The sequence below is a fragment of the endosymbiont of Riftia pachyptila (vent Ph05) genome, from assembly GCF_000224455.1.
Classification (GTDB): domain Bacteria; phylum Pseudomonadota; class Gammaproteobacteria; order Chromatiales; family Chromatiaceae; genus Endoriftia; species Endoriftia persephonae.
This window is the reverse complement of record NZ_AFOC01000085.1, coordinates 1-16036: the sequence shown is the minus strand read 5'-3', so window position 1 is coordinate 16036 and position 16036 is coordinate 1. Positions and strand designations below refer to the sequence as shown.

The following is a 16036-nucleotide window of genomic DNA, read 5'->3' as shown; positions in this document are numbered from 1 at the left end:
TTCTGGGCAGGCCCTGGAGCCTTCTCCTGACTGGGAGTCGGTGCAGTTGTCTGCTCCGTCGAATCGCTGACTTTTTTCTTGGGAGCCGGACGGCGCTGACTGCGTTGACGGCCCTGTCCTTTGTCGCCGCTGGAGGCTGTCGTCTCTTTGCTAATCGCTGCTGCGCTGCTATCAGTTGTGGCAGTGCTGTCTGGAGCGTTTGTTTTTGGGGGGGGGCCTTCTGATTGCTGCCCCTGTTTGGTATCACTCTGGCTCTGCGGCTGTTGCCGTTCGCCTGAGGAACGGCGCCGACGACCACCGCGTCTGCCGCGGCGTGCGCCCTTGGGCTTGGGAGCGCTCTTCTCTTCATCTGCCTTGGCTGGCTCGTTCGGTCGCTGCTTCTGTTCCGCTGTGCGGGACTCTTGGCTCTTTGGCTCAGCCTGGGGTCGCTGGCCGGCCTCACTGCTTCCAGCTGGTTTTCTATTGCTGTCACGTCCACCTTGACGCTGCTCGCCGCTGGTTGAGCGTTTGCGTCCTCCGCGGGAACGCCCATTGCGTTGGCCTCTGCTGCGGGGCTCACGCTTCTCCTCTTCAGTCTTCTCCGGTTTGCTGTTCTCGACGGGCTCGGCTGACCCGTTCTTGGGGGAGAAGATGCTGGTGAAGATTTTTTTCAGGAAACTACTCTCTTCGGTCGTCGGTGGGGGTGTCTCTTGGCGCTGTGGGGTGGGAGCGGGCGCTCTGGGAGCGATCGCCTTTACCGCAGGCCGTTCGCTCTTTTTCTGTTCAGAGCGGGCGAAGCTGGGTATCTCCTTCTCGTGGGTTTCGACCAGGCGATAGCTCGCTTCGGTCTCTTGCTCCTCTGCAAGATCAGCCTGTCGGACTCGTTCGATATTGAAGTGGGGGGTTTCCAGGTTGGGATTGGGGATCAGCACCACAGTGATCCCTTGACGTTTTTCTATGTCGTGGATCGGCTGACGTTTTTCGTTCAGTAGGAAGGTGGCCACATCTACCGGCAACTGGGCGATGATCTTGCCGGTATTCTCCTTCATCGTCTCTTCTTCGATGATGCGCAGGATCGACAGGGCCAGCGACTCCACGCTGCGGATGGTGCCGTGCCCGCTGCAGCGTGGGCAGACCTGAGCGCTGGCTTCACCAAGCGAGGGGCTCAGCCGCTGGCGTGACATCTCTAATAGGCCGAAGCGGGAGATGCGCCCGATCTGAACCCGCGCACGGTCCTGCTTGAGGGCCTCCTTGAGGCGGTTTTCCACCTCACGCTGGTTGCGTGCGGGGGTCATGTCGATGAAGTCGATGACAAACAGGCCGCCAAGATCCCGCAGGCGCAGCTGACGGGCGATCTCATCCGCCGCCTCAAGATTGGTGTTGAGTGCGGTCTCTTCGATATCGGCACCCCTGGTGGCGCGGGCCGAGTTGATGTCGACCGAGGTCAGCGCCTCGGTGGGGTCGATCACGATGGCGCCGCCGGAGGGCAGGTGCACCTGCCGCTCGAAGGCGGATTCAATCTGGCTCTCGATCTGATAGCGGCTGAACAGCGGTACCTCGTCCTCGTAGAGACGCAGCTTACTGCTGTACTGCGGCATTACCTGGCTGATGAAGCGCTGGGCCTGGGCGTGGACCTCTGCGTCGTCGATGACAATCTCGCCGATATCCGCGCGCAGGTAGTCGCGGATCGAGCGGATGATGATGTTGCTCTCCTGGTAGATCAGGAAAGGGCCGGGTTTGGCCGTGGCCGACTTTTCAATCGCCTGCCAGAGCTGGATCAGGTAGTCCAGATCCCATTGCAACTCCTCGGCGTTCTTGCCGATGCCGGCAGTGCGTACGATCAGACCCATGCCGTCAGGGATCTCGAGCGTGCTCATCGCCTCGCGGAGCTCGGCCCGGTCCTGGCCTTCGATGCGGCGGGAGACGCCGCCGGCGCGGGGGTTGTTAGGCATCAATACCAGATAACGGCCGGCCAGTGAGATGAAGGTGGTCAGTGCGGCGCCTTTATTCCCGCGCTCCTCCTTCTCCACCTGGACGACGACCTCCTGGCCCTCTTTTATCGCCTCCTGGATGTTGACGCGTCCGCTGGATTGGCGGGCTGCTTCAGTGAAGTAGCTGCGGGAGATCTCCTTCAGCGGCAGGAAGCCGTGGCGCTCAGCACCATATTCGACAAACGCAGCCTCTAGGCTGGGTTCGACTCGGGTGATCTTCCCTTTGTAGATGTTGGCTTTTTTCTGTTCCCGGCCGGGAATCTCGATGTCGAGATTGAAGAGCTTCTGTCCATCGACAGTCGCAACGCGCAACTCTTCTGGCTGAGTTGCGTTGATCAGCATTCTTTTCATGTTGTGTTGTGTCCATTATCAACTGTCCGAGCTGGAAAGCAGCAGAGCCTCGGCCATGCGGCGGCCTCATCCAATAAATCTCGGGGCCGGTTGCGCATTGTCTGGATCAAGAGCAGGCCAAATTTCACGGCACAGGCTCCGGATCAGCTAGCTGATTTCATGCTAGCTCGGACAGTTGAAAAACTGTTAAAGTTCGCCGTCTGGGGGCCAGTCCCCTGCTCGGAAAAGGCTCGCCACGGAATGGGCGCGTTTGCGTCCCGGGGCGCTACGGCCGCAATCATGCGGATTTCCGGCGCTTTCCCGACGTGGCGCAGCACTGAAGTTGCAGGGGAGGGTGGCCGAGTCAGACGGCACCTCAATTCTTTTCGGTCGATCCCACGACGGAAACGGCTGAGGGCGGTACGGGTCTCTGAACAGTGCAAGCAGAGGCTGAGGTACCGGCTCGTTAAGGCCTTCCGGCGTGGCTTTGACATCGTTCCCTCACCCCAAAATTGCGGAGGCTGGGGGGATGAAATTTCTTGCCGTGCTGACGCCGGAGAGTGCCTCGCATTCACCAGCGTCAAAAAAATCACCTGGAAATATAACAATCTTCGGCGAGGGCATCAATCACCGTGGAACAAAAGCAGAAGCTAAATGCCAGATAGACAAAAGAAAACCCCGACGGTACGGATGGTCTCGGTGGAACAGGGCAGCGAGGGGCAGCGAATCGATAATTTTCTGCTGAGAGAGCTTAAAGGTGCACCACGCAGCTATATCTATCGCATCCTCCGCAAGGGGGAGGTGCGGGTCAATCGTGGTCGGGTGAAGGCCGACTACCGCCTAAAATTGGGTGACCAGGTGCGTATTCCACCGGTACGGCTGGCAGCTTCACCCGCCCCTCCCAGGTTCTCGCGAGAACAGCGGGAGCGTTTGGAGCGGTCGATCCTGTTTGAGGATGAACGCATCATGGTGATCAATAAACCGGCCGGCATGGCTGTGCATGGCGGGAGCGGTCTCAGCTTTGGGGTAATTGAGGCGTTGCGGGCGCTGCGCCCCGAGGAGCGCTCGCTTGAGCTGGTGCATCGCCTCGACCGAGATACCTCGGGCTGTCTGCTGCTGAGCAAACGTCGCAGTGCCTTACGATCCCTGCATGAACTGATGCAGAAAAATCTTGTCGACAAACGCTATCTGGCTCTGTTGGCCGGAAGTTGGCGCAAGGGTAGACAAGAGGTTGATGCCCCCTTGCTGAAGAACACCCTCAAGGGCGGTGAGCGTGTAGTAAGGGTCGATGCGGCTGGCAAGCCCTCGCTGACCCGTTTTACACGGGTTCGGCGGTTTAAGCAGGCCACCCTGGTTGAGGCAGAATTGGTGACCGGGCGTACCCACCAGATTCGCGTTCACAGTGCCTGGTTGGGGTCACCGATCCTGGGCGACACGCGTTACGGGGATGAGATCGCTAACCGTCAGTTGCGCCAACTGGGACTGAAGCGGCTGTTTCTGCATGCCCATTCGATAAAATTCCGCTGGCCGGGCGAAAAGCGTGACCAGGAGTTCAAGGCACCGCTACCAGATGTGCTTGAAGCTGTTTTAAATGAACTTGATAAATAAGATGAAGTTTAAGCTGTTAATATTTGATTGGGATGGGACTTTGATGGACTCAGAGGCCCGTATTGTGAACTGTGTGCGGGCTGCGGTGGATGACCTTGGGCTGACCTCTCCTGGCGATGAGGCGATCCGCAATATCATTGGGCTGGGTCTGCGGGAGGCGATTGATATGCTCTTCCCTGGTGCAGATGATCAACTGCATCACGATATTGTCACCCGCTACCGGGTTCACTTCCTGGGCGAAAATTCTACCCCATCAGAGCTGTTTGAAGGGGCACGGGAGGTGGTCGAGCGTTTGGCTGCTGAGGATTATCTGCTGGCGGTGGCCACCGGCAAGGGTCGGCAAGGTCTTGATATGGTGCTGGAGAGCAGCGGATTGGGCAGCTATTTCCATTCCACCCGGTGTGCCGATGAGGCGTTCTCCAAACCTCACCCTGAGATGTTGGAGCAGATTCTCGATGAACTCGGGGTTCTGCCCAAAGAGTCGCTGATGATTGGCGACACCGAATATGATCCTGCAGATGGCCAACAATGCGGGCACTAAATCCCTTGCTGTGAGCTATGGGGTGCACAGTGTGGAGCGTCTGCGACAGCACAATCCGTTGGGTTGTGTTGACCGGGTTAGCGAGATCCCACAGTGGCTCGAAAGCTTTTCTGCGGATATTGCCTGATAGACGTAATTGAAGATTATCAAAAGGATAAGAGGAGTAGTTTATGTCGGATCAGAGTCACGAAAACCCACAGCCTAAGCAGGGCGACCCCTCCAGGTGGGAGCGGGAGTTGCTCAACAAGGTGGTGATGACCTCCCTCAACGAGGGCCGTCGCGCCCGTCGCTGGGGTATCTTTTTCAAGTCCCTTACCTTCCTCTATCTATTCCTGTTGCTGACGATCTGGTGGTCGGATGATATCGACGTGAAGATGGCGGGCAGCGAAAAACACACCGCGCTGGTGGAGGTCAACGGCATCATCGCCCCCGACACCAAGGCGAGCGCCGACAAGGTGGTGACTGGCCTGCGCAATGCCTTTGAAGATAAAAACACCAAGGGGGTGATCCTGCGCCTCAATACACCCGGCGGTAGTCCGGTGCAGTCGCGCTACATCAATCAGGAGATCACCCGGCTGCGGGAAAAATATCCCGATATCCCGCTCTATGCGGTGATCGTCGATATGTGTGCCTCAGGTGGTTACTACATCGCGGCGGCGGCGGATGAGATCTATGCCGATGAGGGTAGCATTGTCGGCTCGATTGGTGTGCTGATGAACGGCTTCGGCTTTGTCGATGTCATGCAGGAGCTGGGCATCGAACGCCGTCTGATGACCGCCGGCGAACATAAGGGGATCCTCGATCCCTTCTCACCGGTGAACGACTATGAGCGGGAACATATCCAGCGCATGTTGGATCAACTGCATGCCCAATTCATCGAGACGGTAAAGCAGGGTCGAGGTGAGCGCCTCAAAGTGGATGAATATCCTGAGCTCTTTTCCGGGCTCTTCTGGAGTGGCGAGGAGGGGCTGAAGATTGGGCTGGTGGACGCCTTCGGCAGCAGCAGTTACGTCGCACGGGAGGTGATCGGTGCCGAGGATATCGTCGATTTCACCCCGGAAGAGGATATCTGGGATCGTTTTGCTGAAAAGCTCGGAACTGGAGCGGCTCAGGCGATTGCCCGCATGGGAGGGCTGACCGAAGGCTGGAGTCTGAGGTGATCCGACTGCCACGTATCTGCTGGGTCATCAGCAGATGCGTGGCAGGGGGTCGTCTTCCAGCTCCTCGAGGATGCGCGCACCCCCCAGTTCCGTCTGCAGGATGACATGGGCATCCTCGGCCAGGAGGGTGCCGATGAGTGCTGCATCGCACCCCTCATCAAAACCCCGCCAGCGTTCCAACGCAGTCTCAGCTTGATCAGGTGAAACAATCGCTACCACCCGGCCCTCGCAGGCCAGGTAGTGGGGATCGTAGCCGAGGATCTCGCACACCGAGCGTACCTGATCCCTGACCGGGATGGCGCTGTCATTCAACCGCACCTGCAGGCCGGTAGCGCGGCAGATCTCATGGGCGACGGTGGCCAGACCGCCGCGGGTCGGGTCGCGCATAAAGTGCAGCCCCGGCAGATCGAGCAGCGATTGGGTTAGCCGCAGCACACTGCCGGCATCTGATCTGAGATCACCGTGCAGGCCGAACTGCTCCCGCGCCAGCATCACCGCGATGCCATGATCCCCCACCGGACCGCTGACCAGCACCCGATCTCCGGCCTGGATTCTGTCCAGTGCGGGCCGCACTCCGGCCGGGCGTAGCCCGACACCGGTGGTGGCGAGGTAGATGCCGCCACCCTCGCCACGGCGCACCACTTTGGTATCACCGGCGGCAATTCGCACATCGATGGCGTTGGCCGCCGCGGCGATGCTCCTGACAATCCGCTCCAGCTGTTCGATCTCGAAGCCCTCCTCGATAAAGGCGTTGAGGCTGAGATAGCGGGGCAGGGCGCCGGCCACCGCCAGATCGTTGCAGGTGCCGTGTACCGCCAGTGAGCCGATATTGCCGCCCGGAAACTCCAGTGGCTGCACGGTAAAGCCATCGGTGGTGAAGAGCAGATCGCCGTCCCGCTCCAACGGCAAGGCCACCGCATCAGCATGCACGTCGAGTTCAGGATTGGCCAAGTGGCGCGCAAAGATCTCTTCGATGAGTTCGCGCATGAAACGCCCGCCGTTTCCGTGGGCCAGTGAGATCTGTCTATCCTGCATCTTGTACTAGTGTTGGCTGCAAAACGGCAGCTTAGCAGTGGCGGGTTGGGAAACAAAAGCCCCGCACTGGGCGGGGCTCTGTTGTGGAGTCGGATGTAGTCGGCTCATTCAGCCTTTGCTGCTGGCTGTGCCGGCGCCGCGGGAGCCGCATAGGGATAGCCATAGTAGGGCGTGTAACCACCCCAGCCCGGATAGCCGCCGCCATAAGGATAACCACCGTAGTAGGGATAGCCGCCGTAGTAGGGATAACCACCATAGTAAGGATAGCCGCCCCAAGGCCCTCCGCCCCAAGGCCCATAACCATCATCAAACCAGTCGAAAGGTCCCCAGAAGGCAGAGGCGGAGGTGGATGCCATCATTGCGGAACCAGCCAGTGCTGCTGCGGCTACAAGTTGCAGGGTTCGTTTCATCTTGCTTACTCCATTGTCACGATCGAGGGTACAAACGGTCTGCGGTTCCCTGGAAAAATAAGGTCAATTACTACTTGAGGCTTCTTTGCTTTTCCAATGGGAAGAAGCGGACTACAGCAACAAATATAGATAAACCGGGTTCCTTTTTTTTTGATGCAAATCATTAAATAAGTGGATATTAATGGAGCCACTGTGGCGTGCTTTAGCGGATAGCTTTGGTGATCTGCCTGATGACGTTAAAAGCGTCTCCTATCTCATTGGCTGTATTGTAAAAATGTGGAGAGAAGCGAATCCCGCCGCCACGATAGGCGCAGATCACCTGTTGTTGCATCAAAGCCTGCTGGATCTGCTGATTGTCATGGCCGGGGATGCGGAAAGAGAGAATCCCGGCGCGGCGGTTCGCTGCAGCAGGTGTCAGGCTCTCAAATCCGTATTCAGACACCTGCTGCAGGGCGAAATCCATATTATGCCTGATGCGGATCGCCACCTGCTCGATGCCGGTCTTCAGCAGCAGCCGCAGGCTCGCCGCCAGGGTGTGGATGCCGAGCATGTTGGGGCTGCCGCACTCGAAGCGCCGGGCGTCCGGAGCGGGTCTCCAGTCGTGTCGATCGAAATCCATCATCGCCTCCACCATGTGCCAGCCAAACTGCTGTAGGCGGAGATGATCGCGCACCTCAGGCCGTACATAGAAGAGCGCCACGCCTTCCGGACCGAGCATCCACTTGTGGCCATCCGCCACCACAAAGTCGGCTTGGCACGCCTGCACATCGAAGGGAATAGCCCCCAGGCTCTGGATCGCATCGACGCAAAATAGTATCCCCGCTTTGCGGCAGGTCTTACCGAGTCGACCCAGGTCGAGGCGCAGACCGGAGGCATACTGAACCGAGCTGACCGATAGCAGCCGTGTGTTTTGGTCGATTGCCTCGGCGATGGCTTCTTCTGGCTCCCCGCTCGAGTGCTGCAGATCGACCAGCCGTAGTTCGACCCCCTGGGAGGCGAGCGACTCCCAAACGATGCGGTTGGATGGGAACTCCTGGGCGATGCTGACGATGTTCTCCCCTGGTTTCCAGGGGAGTCCGTAGGCGATGATCGAGAGCGCCTCGGAGGTGTTTTTCAGCAGCGCAATCTCTGAGTCATCCGCCGCGTTGATCAGGCGTGCTAGCAGTGACTTGAGAGCCAGTTCCTCCTGCTGCCATGCGGGGTAGTTGGTGGCGCCAAGGGTGCCATTCTCCTGGGCAAAGCGCACCACTGCATCGACAGTGCTCTGTGGCCAGGGGGCAACAGCGGCGTGGTTTAGGTAGATGATGTCGGGGGCGAGAGAGAATGGTTGCATGGGGATTGTCTCTTGTGGCAGGGGTATGTGTAGGGAGAGAGATGGCCTCTCGAAATCGATCCAAACTGTCGCTTTTTAGCAACAGGAGGGGCGTTTTCCCTGCGTTTTAGTCGCCTTACAGCAATTTCCCAATAAAGATACGAGAAAACAAGTGGGTATGGTATAGTGTGCGGCTTGATAAAATGACTTCCTACAAAAGTTGTTAAGAAACAGCTACTTATGGGGTTTTCGGCGGTGATGCCGGATGCTGGCCGCAGTTGCCTGCCATAGGCTGTTTCCTGGTCGTTACGGAAGGAAGCGTTGGATCCCGCTGAGTAACGCTCGAGGGTGGTCTCCAGCAACTTTATTTGGGTTTAACTAGAGAGCAGAAATGACAGACCTTACTAAATACCGGAACATCGGCATCTTTGCCCACGTGGATGCGGGCAAGACCACCACCACCGAGCGAATTCTCAAGCTCACCGGCAAGATCCATAAGACCGGCGAGGTGCATGAGGGCGAAGCCACCACCGACTTCATGGACCAGGAGCGCGAGCGCGGTATCACCATCCAGTCGGCTGCTACCTCCTGTGAGTGGAACGGCCACCGCATGAACATCATCGACACCCCCGGACATGTGGACTTCACCATCGAAGTCTACCGTTCCCTGAAGGTGCTCGATGGCGGTGTGGGCGTGTTCTGCGGTTCCGGTGGTGTTGAGCCCCAGTCCGAGACCAACTGGCGCTACGCCAATGAGTCCGAAGTGGCGCGTATCATCTTCGTCAACAAGCTGGATCGCCTTGGCGCCGACTTCTACCGGGTAGTGGATCAGGTCGAGAATGTGCTGGCCGCCAACCCGCTGGTGATGGTGCTGCCGATTGGTGTCGAAGAGAACTTTATCGGCGTGGTCGATCTGCTGACCCGCAAGGCTTGGGTCTGGGATGACTCCGGGGATCCCGAGAAGTACGAGATCCAGGACGTGCCTGCCGATATGACCGACGCTGTCGAAGAGTGGCGTGAGAAGTTGATCGAAAAGGCCGTCGAGCAGGACGACGATGCAATGGAGAAATATCTGGAGGGCGAAGAGCCTGACCTCGATACCATCCATGCCTGCATTCGCAAGGGCACCATCGCACTCGACTTCTTCCCCACCTACTGTGGTTCCGCGTTCAAGAACAAGGGCGTGCAGTTGGTGCTGAATGCCGTCGTTGATTACCTGCCCAACCCGACCGAGGTCAAGCCCCAGCCCGAGGTGGACCTGGAAGGTAACGAGACCGGAGAGTTCGCCATTGTTGATGAAAGTAGGCCGCTGCGCGCCCTGGCCTTCAAGATCATGGACGACCGCTTCGGTGCCTTGACCTTCACCCGTATCTACTCCGGTGTGCTGAACAAAGGCGACACTGTGCTCAACACCTTCACCGGCAAGACCGAGCGCATCGGCCGTATCGTAGAGATGCATGCCGACTCCCGTGAAGAGCTCGACTCCGCCCGGGCCGGTGACATCGTCGCCCTGATCGGTCTGAAAAATACCCAGACTGGCCACACTCTGTGTGACCCGAAGAAGCCCGCTACCCTGGAGCCGATGGTATTCCCCGATCCCGTGATCTCCATCGCCATCGCACCCAAGGACAAGGGCGCTGCCGAGAAGATGGGTATCGCGATCTCCAAGATGATCCAGGAGGATCCCTCGTTCCGTGTCGAGACCGACGAAGAGTCCGGCGAGACCATCATCAAGGGCATGGGCGAGCTGCATCTCGACATCAAGGTCGACATCCTCAAGCGTACCCATGGTGTCGAGGTCAACGTCGGCAAGCCCCAGGTGGCCTACCGCGAGACCATCACCAAGCGCATCGAAGATAGCTACACCCACAAAAAGCAGACTGGTGGTTCGGGTCAGTTCGCCAAGATCGACTACATCATCGAGCCGGGCGAGCAGAACAGCGGCTTCGAGTTCGAATCCAAGGTGACCGGTGGTAATGTACCTCGTGAATTCTGGCCGGCGGTAGAGAAGGGCTTTGCGCTGAGCATGGAGTCGGGCACCCTGGCTGGTTTTCCACTGCTCGATGTCAAGATCACCTTGATGGACGGTGGCTTCCACGCCGTGGACTCATCGGCGGTTGCCTACGAGATTGCCGCCAAGGCGGCCTATCGTCAGTCGATCCCGAAGGCGGGGCCGCAGCTGCTGGAGCCGATCATGAAGGTCGATGTGTTCACCCCCGATGACCACGTAGGTGATGTGATCGGCGATCTGAACCGTCGCCGTGGCATGATCAAGTCCCAAGAAGCCGGTGCCACCGGCGTGCGCGTCAAGGCCGATGCACCGCTGAGTGAGATGTTCGGCTACATTGGTGACCTGCGTACCATGACCTCTGGTCGTGGCCAGTTCTCCATGGAGTTCTCCCACTACGCGCCGTGCCCTGCCAACGTGGCAGAGGCGGTTATCAAGGAAGTGCAGGAGCGCAACAAGTAGGCAGATGGTGATCTGATCCGGGGTTCAGCCCCGGTGGGATCGCAATAAAAAACCGGGGACAGGCTACTGTCCCCGGTTTTTTTGCGCCCGCATATTTTGTGTGGGAGGAGGTTGGAGGGGCATCTGTCGGGTGTTACTCCCAACGAAAGCTGCGCGCCCCGATGGCGAGAAACAGCGCACTGAATCCGAACAGAGTGACAAGTTCTGTCAACACATCCTGAAGGCCGGCGCCGTCGATCATCACTGCGCGGGCTGCATCCAGCATGTGGGTTAGCGGCAGCAGCAGCGCGAACTGCTGCACCAGCGGGTTGGAACCCTCGAGCGAAAACCAGACCCCGGAGAGCAACATCATCGGCCAGCTGATCAGGTTGAGGATGCCGTTTGCCGCCTCCTCACTGCTGAAGCGGGCGGCCACCAGCAGTCCGACGCTGATCATGCTCAGGGTGCCGGCGGTGAGGATCAGAAACAGCAGCCAGTAGGCACCGTGCATTCTGAAGCCCACCAGCAGATTGGTGCCGGTGTAGACCAGCGAGGTGACCAGCAGGATCATCAGCAGGCGCGAGGCGACTTGGGCAGTGAGGAACTCGAAGGCGGTTAGGGGAGTGGCGTGGAGCCGCTTCAGCACCCCGTTCTTGCGGTAGCGCACGATCACGAAGCCGACCCCGAACAATGAGCTGAACATCACATTCATGCCCAGCACCCCGGGCACCACCCAGTCGACGTAGCGGATCTCCTCACCGCTCACCGCCTGGCGCTGCAGCGGGCTGTCGCCCAACAGCCGTTCGAGCACATAGCCGTTGGCGGAGTTGCTGTTGATCCAGTATTGCGCGTCCTGCAGATCGAGCAGCATGTCGAGTTGATGGCGATCGACCTTGCTGATCGCGGGCTCCAGGGATTGCAGCGCAATGAACTGGATGTGGCGGGTCTGCAGAAAACGCTCAAGCGCCGGCTCCCCGCTGTCATCACCAAACACCCCGACCTTGAAGAGGTGTTGGTCGCCGCTGGTGAAGGCAAAGGCAAAGCCGATCACGATGAAGACCGGCAGCAGGATGTTCCAGGCCATGGCGGTGCGATCGCGCAGAAACTCATTGTTGCGGGCGACAAAGATGGCAAACAAGCGGCGTGGCGACATGTCAGGACCTGAGGTGGTGGCCGGTCAGTTCGAGAAACAGATCCTCCAGGGTGGGGGAGCGGACCTGTAGTTGTCTGAGTGAGATACTTGATTCGACCAGACGCCGGATGGTGCGGTCAGGATCCTGTGAGAGGATCTCCAGACGATCCCCAACCGGGTGACGTGTCTCACCGTTCTGCAGGGGAAAATCGTCGGGCAGCGCGTCGAGGGGCAGGGTCAGGATGGTATTGTCGTAGTGGTGATCGAGCAGTGCCCGCGGCGAGCCCTGACTGATGATTTTGCCGTGATCCATGATCACAATCTCATCACACAGTTCATAGGCCTCTTCCATGTAGTGGGTGGTCAGCACCAGGGTCTTGTTCTCCGCCTTGATGCGTTCCACCTGCTGCCACAGATTGCGCCGGGATTGCGGATCGAGGCCGGTGGTTGGTTCGTCGAGGAACACCACCTGGGGATTGTTGATCAGGGCGATGGCAAGTAACAGACGCTGTTTCTGTCCGCCGGAGAGCTTGTGGGTGTCGCGATCGAGAAATTCCTGCAGGGCGCAGATCTCGATCAATTCGTGCAGCGGCCGGGTTTTTTCATAGAAGCGACTGAATAGCCGTAGTACTTCGTCGACCCGGATATACTCCTGCAGCGCGGTGTGCTGGAACATGATGCCGGCTTCGCTGCGGAACCGTTCACCCAAGGGTTCGCCGCGATAGCGGATGCTGCCGGAGCTGGGTTTCTTAATCCCCTCAAGCATCTCCACGGTGGTGGTTTTGCCTGCCCCATTTGGGCCAAGCAGCCCAAAACAGATGCCTTGGGGGATAGAGAAACTGATGCCATCCACAGCACGCACGCCGGCATAGTGCTTGCTAAGGTTTTCTACCTCAATCATGCTGATCGGATCCGCGCAGGCTCATCCGAGAAAGATCACCTCGACCTCGGCCACATCCTTTGCCACGCCCTCGATCTCGATTACGCTGACCTCGGGGTCGATGCCAACTTTGGCGAAGGAGGGGATCTTGCTCCAGTCGAGCTGCGCGAGTGGGTGGTCGCTGCCCTGCAGAGTCTGCAGGCGGGCTACCTGGACCACATCGACATAGTTGGCCAGCTCGCCGCCATCATAGCTGAGATCCTGATAGCTGCCCGGCACCTTGATCAGTGACTCGGGGAAGCCCCAGGACTGCAGGATACGCTGCCCAATGGGTGCGCTGATCAGTTCGATCAGCCGCTCTAGCTCTTCCCGGTCGTCGATCAGCTTCGCGTCGTGCTCAGCCATGGTGAGGATCGGCAGGGTACCGATATTGTGGATCAGGCCGGCGAGCATCGCCTGTTCCCGGTCCAGGTGCTTGAGGTTGGAGGTGAGCACCCGGGACAGGGCCGCCACCTGAACACTCTCCTCCCAGGCCTGGCGAAAGCGCTGGTCGAGCTGCTCGCTGGTGGGCTGAAAGATCTGCTGCATGATCAGGCTGACCACCAGACTGCGCACCATGCGCGTGCCGAGTCGCGCCACTGCCATCTGCAGATTGTCGATCGCTACCCGGCCACGGTAAAGCGGGCTGTTGGCGACTTGCAGCAGACGTGCGGAGAGGGCCGCATCGGTGGCGACGATATCGGCGATTGACTTGGCCGTGCTCTCCTCGCGCTCGACCGAGTCGCGTACCCGCAACGCCACTTCGGGCAGGGTCGGTAGAGTCAGTTTGTGATTGTCAATCGCCTTGAACAGCGACGTCAGAAAGGCGTGTTCGTCTATCATCTCATTCCTTGGTTACGACTTCCTCAGTGAACGGGTAGGGCAGCTCGCGCAGCTGCAGTGCCGGTCCCGTCTTGCCCAATAGCACCCGACCGCTCTCCGCACTGGCGATCTCGATTACCGCCAGCAGTTCGTAGCCGTCGTTGGTGGGGCGGGCATCCACCACCTTGCCGGCGCCCTGGCCGGAACTGCTCTGCTCGGCGAACAGTTCATCGCCAGGCTGTGGCGGCTGATCGCTCTCCAGATGGGCAAGATACATGCGGCGTTTCAGCTTGCCAAGATAATGCATGCGTGAGACCACCTCTTGGCCCACGTAGCACCCTTTGGTGAAACTGATGCCGTCTACCAGCTGCATATTGAGCATCTGCGGCACGAATGCCTCGCTGGTCTGGGGGAAGATGGTGGGCTGGCCAGCCCGGATCTTCTGTAGCGCCCAAAAAGATTCGTCCGCGATGGCGGCCTGGGATTCAAACTTCTGCCAGAGTTCCCGCATCGTCGCCGTTGGACCAACCAGTTCGAAGCGAGGACGGCTGCCGGGTAGGCGGATCAGGGTGACCTCATCCTCCATTACCACATCGTTCTCTTCCCAGGGGATGGAGGAGAAGTGCTCCCCCAGCAGATCGAGCGCACAGCCACCGCTGAGTCCAATCCGTACCAGATCCTCGGTGAGGTCGTTGATCTTCACCTTGGCGCGCAATACGTACATACGCAAGCGCTTGACCAGCGCGTCGAGATTACCCGTCGGGGTCTGCAGCAGAAACGTATCGCCGCGGCGGAAGACGCGGAAACAGGCCATCATGCGCCCCTTGGCGGTGCACCAGCCGGCCAGCTGGCTGTGCTGTTCGGTGACTTCCCGGATATCGTTGGTCAGCTGACCCTGCAAAAACTGCTCTGCGTCTTCACCCTCCACCTGGATCAGGGCGAAATGTGAGAGATCGTTCAGTGCGCACTCCTCAATCTGAGGGGCTTTGGTGAGCGGCTCGCTGTTTGCCTCGTCTGCTGCGGCACTGCGCTCACGCATAAATCTTATCCATTGACTGTTCATCTGACTCCGTAGGTTTGTGGGTTTGATTGTCCGCAGCCGGTATCATACCCCATCATCCTGACGACGGCAGGCTCCCTGTCGTTGCGGTTATTTGTCTCTCTGGCCTGGAAGAATTGAATGAGTAAACCCTCTGTCGGCAGCCTTGTCCTCTACAAAATCCGTCCTGCAAAGGTAGTTGAGATCAGCGACAAGATCGAGATCGAGCTGGAGGGCGGCAAGCGCAAGCGGGTCAGGGACAAAGACGTTGTACTGCTGCACCCTGGCCCGCTGACCAGTCTCAAGGACCTTACCCCGCAACAGGGTGAGATCGAGGAGAACTGGGAGCTGCTGGATGGCAGCGAGGTCGAGATCGGCGAGTTCTCCGAGCTGGTGTTTGGATGACTATACCCCCGCCACTGCCTGGGCCGCTTGGGAGTTGGTTACCGATGGCCTCTATTTTGAGGGCACGCCCGGCGCGATTCGTGCCCGTCCGGCGGATCTGGTGCATGCGGAGCGTGAGCAGCGGCAGGCGAAGGCGGCTGAGGCGCAGGCCTGGGAGGCGTTTGTCGAACGGGTGGAACAGGGGCAGCTGCTGCCGGAGGATAACAAAGCGATGGGTGAGGTGGAGGCGCTGGCGTTGAGGCGTCGTGAAAACAGCCGCATCCTCAAGGCGCTGGGTTTTCAGGAGTCACCGCTGAATGCCCATCGACTGCTGGTGAAGACTGGTTATTGGTCGCAGAATGAAAACCCCTATCCGAGACGGATGGGTGTCCAGATGGAGACGCCGCAGCAGCCGGTGCCGGCGCTGCCTGAAGATCAGCGCCTCGACCTGACCCATCTGACCGCCTATGCCATTGACGACGCGGGCAACCAGGATCCGGACGACGCGGTGAGCCTCGATGATGAGCGCATCTGGGTACATGTGGCCGATGCCGCGGCGCTGGTGACGCCGGAGAGTGAGATCGATATCGAGGCGCGCTCTCGTGGTTCTAACCTCTATTCACCAGAGCAGATCGTGCCGATGCTACCGCCGGGCATCACCCATCTGCTGGGGTTGGGGCTGCAGCAGGAGTCGCCGGCGCTGTCGATTGGCTTTCTGCTCTCTGAAGCTGGCGAGGTGATGGACGTGCAGATGCAACTCACCCGCCTGAAGGTGGAGCGTCTCTCCTATGATGAGGCCGATAAGCGTCTGGAGGAGCCGCTGCTGGCGGCGCTGCAGCAGAAGGCGACCTGTTACCGGGCGCGGCGGAAGGCAGCCGGAGCAGCCTTCATCCAGCTGCCGGAGGTGAAGATACGGGCAACCGAA

General features: G+C 59.2%; 14 protein-coding genes. 6 read left to right on the top strand and 8 right to left on the bottom strand.

Translation table 11 applies throughout. The annotated features are described in order from the left end of the window. Positions 1 to 2321 (bottom strand): ribonuclease E (rne, locus tag RIFP1SYM_RS12640; protein WP_039960456.1); only part of this gene is annotated, 2321 nt, incomplete at its 3' end. A gap of 633 nt (positions 2322 to 2954) precedes the next feature. Between rne and rluC the strand changes: the two genes are divergently transcribed. The 3 genes from rluC (at position 2955) to sppA (ending at position 5609) form a co-directional block, all read left to right on the top strand. After that, the gene (rluC, locus tag RIFP1SYM_RS12635; RefSeq protein WP_005965313.1) at positions 2955 to 3908 is read left to right on the top strand and encodes a 23S rRNA pseudouridine(955/2504/2580) synthase RluC; all 954 of its coding nucleotides are present in this window, start codon (positions 2955 to 2957) and stop codon (positions 3906 to 3908) included. Between the two features lie 43 nt (positions 3909 to 3951). Next, on the top strand, positions 3952 to 4449 hold the full coding sequence (locus RIFP1SYM_RS12630) for an HAD-IA family hydrolase (protein ID WP_338063181.1): 498 nt from the start codon (positions 3952 to 3954) through the stop codon (positions 4447 to 4449). A gap of 170 nt (positions 4450 to 4619) precedes the next feature. Next, positions 4620 to 5609, top strand: coding sequence for a signal peptide peptidase SppA (gene sppA / locus RIFP1SYM_RS12625; RefSeq protein WP_005965306.1), 990 nt, complete (start codon positions 4620 to 4622; stop codon positions 5607 to 5609). A gap of 27 nt (positions 5610 to 5636) precedes the next feature. Here sppA and hypE read toward each other — a convergent pair whose 3' ends face one another. The 3 genes from hypE to RIFP1SYM_RS12610 form a co-directional block, all read right to left on the bottom strand. Then, on the bottom strand, positions 5637 to 6644 hold the full coding sequence (hypE, locus tag RIFP1SYM_RS12620; protein WP_005965304.1) for a hydrogenase expression/formation protein HypE: 1008 nt from the start codon (positions 6642 to 6644) through the stop codon (positions 5637 to 5639). A 104-nt stretch (positions 6645 to 6748) separates the two neighbouring features. Further along, positions 6749 to 7054, bottom strand: coding sequence for a hypothetical protein (locus RIFP1SYM_RS12615; protein ID WP_005965302.1), 306 nt, complete (start codon positions 7052 to 7054; stop codon positions 6749 to 6751). A gap of 202 nt (positions 7055 to 7256) precedes the next feature. Further along, complete coding sequence (locus RIFP1SYM_RS12610) at positions 7257 to 8387, bottom strand: aminotransferase class V-fold PLP-dependent enzyme (RefSeq protein ID WP_005965300.1); 1131 nt, start codon at positions 8385 to 8387, stop codon at positions 7257 to 7259. 370 nt (positions 8388 to 8757) lie between these two features. On the opposite strand from RIFP1SYM_RS12610, the gene fusA reads away from it, so the two are divergent. After that, the gene (gene fusA / locus RIFP1SYM_RS12605; protein ID WP_005965298.1) at positions 8758 to 10836 is read left to right on the top strand and encodes an elongation factor G; all 2079 of its coding nucleotides are present in this window, start codon (positions 8758 to 8760) and stop codon (positions 10834 to 10836) included. A 133-nt stretch (positions 10837 to 10969) separates the two neighbouring features. On the opposite strand, the gene RIFP1SYM_RS12600 is transcribed toward fusA, so the two are convergent. Genes RIFP1SYM_RS12600 through ygfZ form a run of 4 tightly spaced genes read right to left on the bottom strand, consistent with a single transcriptional unit; the run spans position 10970 to position 14727 of the window. Beyond that, complete coding sequence (locus RIFP1SYM_RS12600; protein ID WP_005965296.1) at positions 10970 to 11968, bottom strand: ABC transporter permease; 999 nt, start codon at positions 11966 to 11968, stop codon at positions 10970 to 10972. Between the two features lies 1 nt (position 11969). Then, positions 11970 to 12848, bottom strand: a complete 879-nt coding sequence (locus RIFP1SYM_RS12595) for an ABC transporter ATP-binding protein (RefSeq protein ID WP_005965294.1) — start codon at positions 12846 to 12848, stop codon at positions 11970 to 11972. Between the two features lie 21 nt (positions 12849 to 12869). Continuing rightward, on the bottom strand, positions 12870 to 13709 hold the full coding sequence (locus tag RIFP1SYM_RS12590; RefSeq protein WP_005965292.1) for an HDOD domain-containing protein: 840 nt from the start codon (positions 13707 to 13709) through the stop codon (positions 12870 to 12872). A gap of 1 nt (position 13710) precedes the next feature. Then, on the bottom strand, positions 13711 to 14727 hold the full coding sequence (ygfZ, locus tag RIFP1SYM_RS12585) for a CAF17-like 4Fe-4S cluster assembly/insertion protein YgfZ (protein WP_006474706.1): 1017 nt from the start codon (positions 14725 to 14727) through the stop codon (positions 13711 to 13713). Positions 14728 to 14868: 141 nt separating this feature from the next. Between ygfZ and RIFP1SYM_RS16580 the strand changes: the two genes are divergently transcribed. Further along, complete coding sequence (locus RIFP1SYM_RS16580) at positions 14869 to 15132, top strand: hypothetical protein (protein WP_005965288.1); 264 nt, start codon at positions 14869 to 14871, stop codon at positions 15130 to 15132. After that, a partial coding sequence (locus tag RIFP1SYM_RS12580) for a ribonuclease catalytic domain-containing protein (protein ID WP_139042141.1) occupies positions 15125 to 16036 on the top strand: 912 nt, incomplete at its 3' end. The genes RIFP1SYM_RS16580 and RIFP1SYM_RS12580, both read left to right, overlap by 8 nt.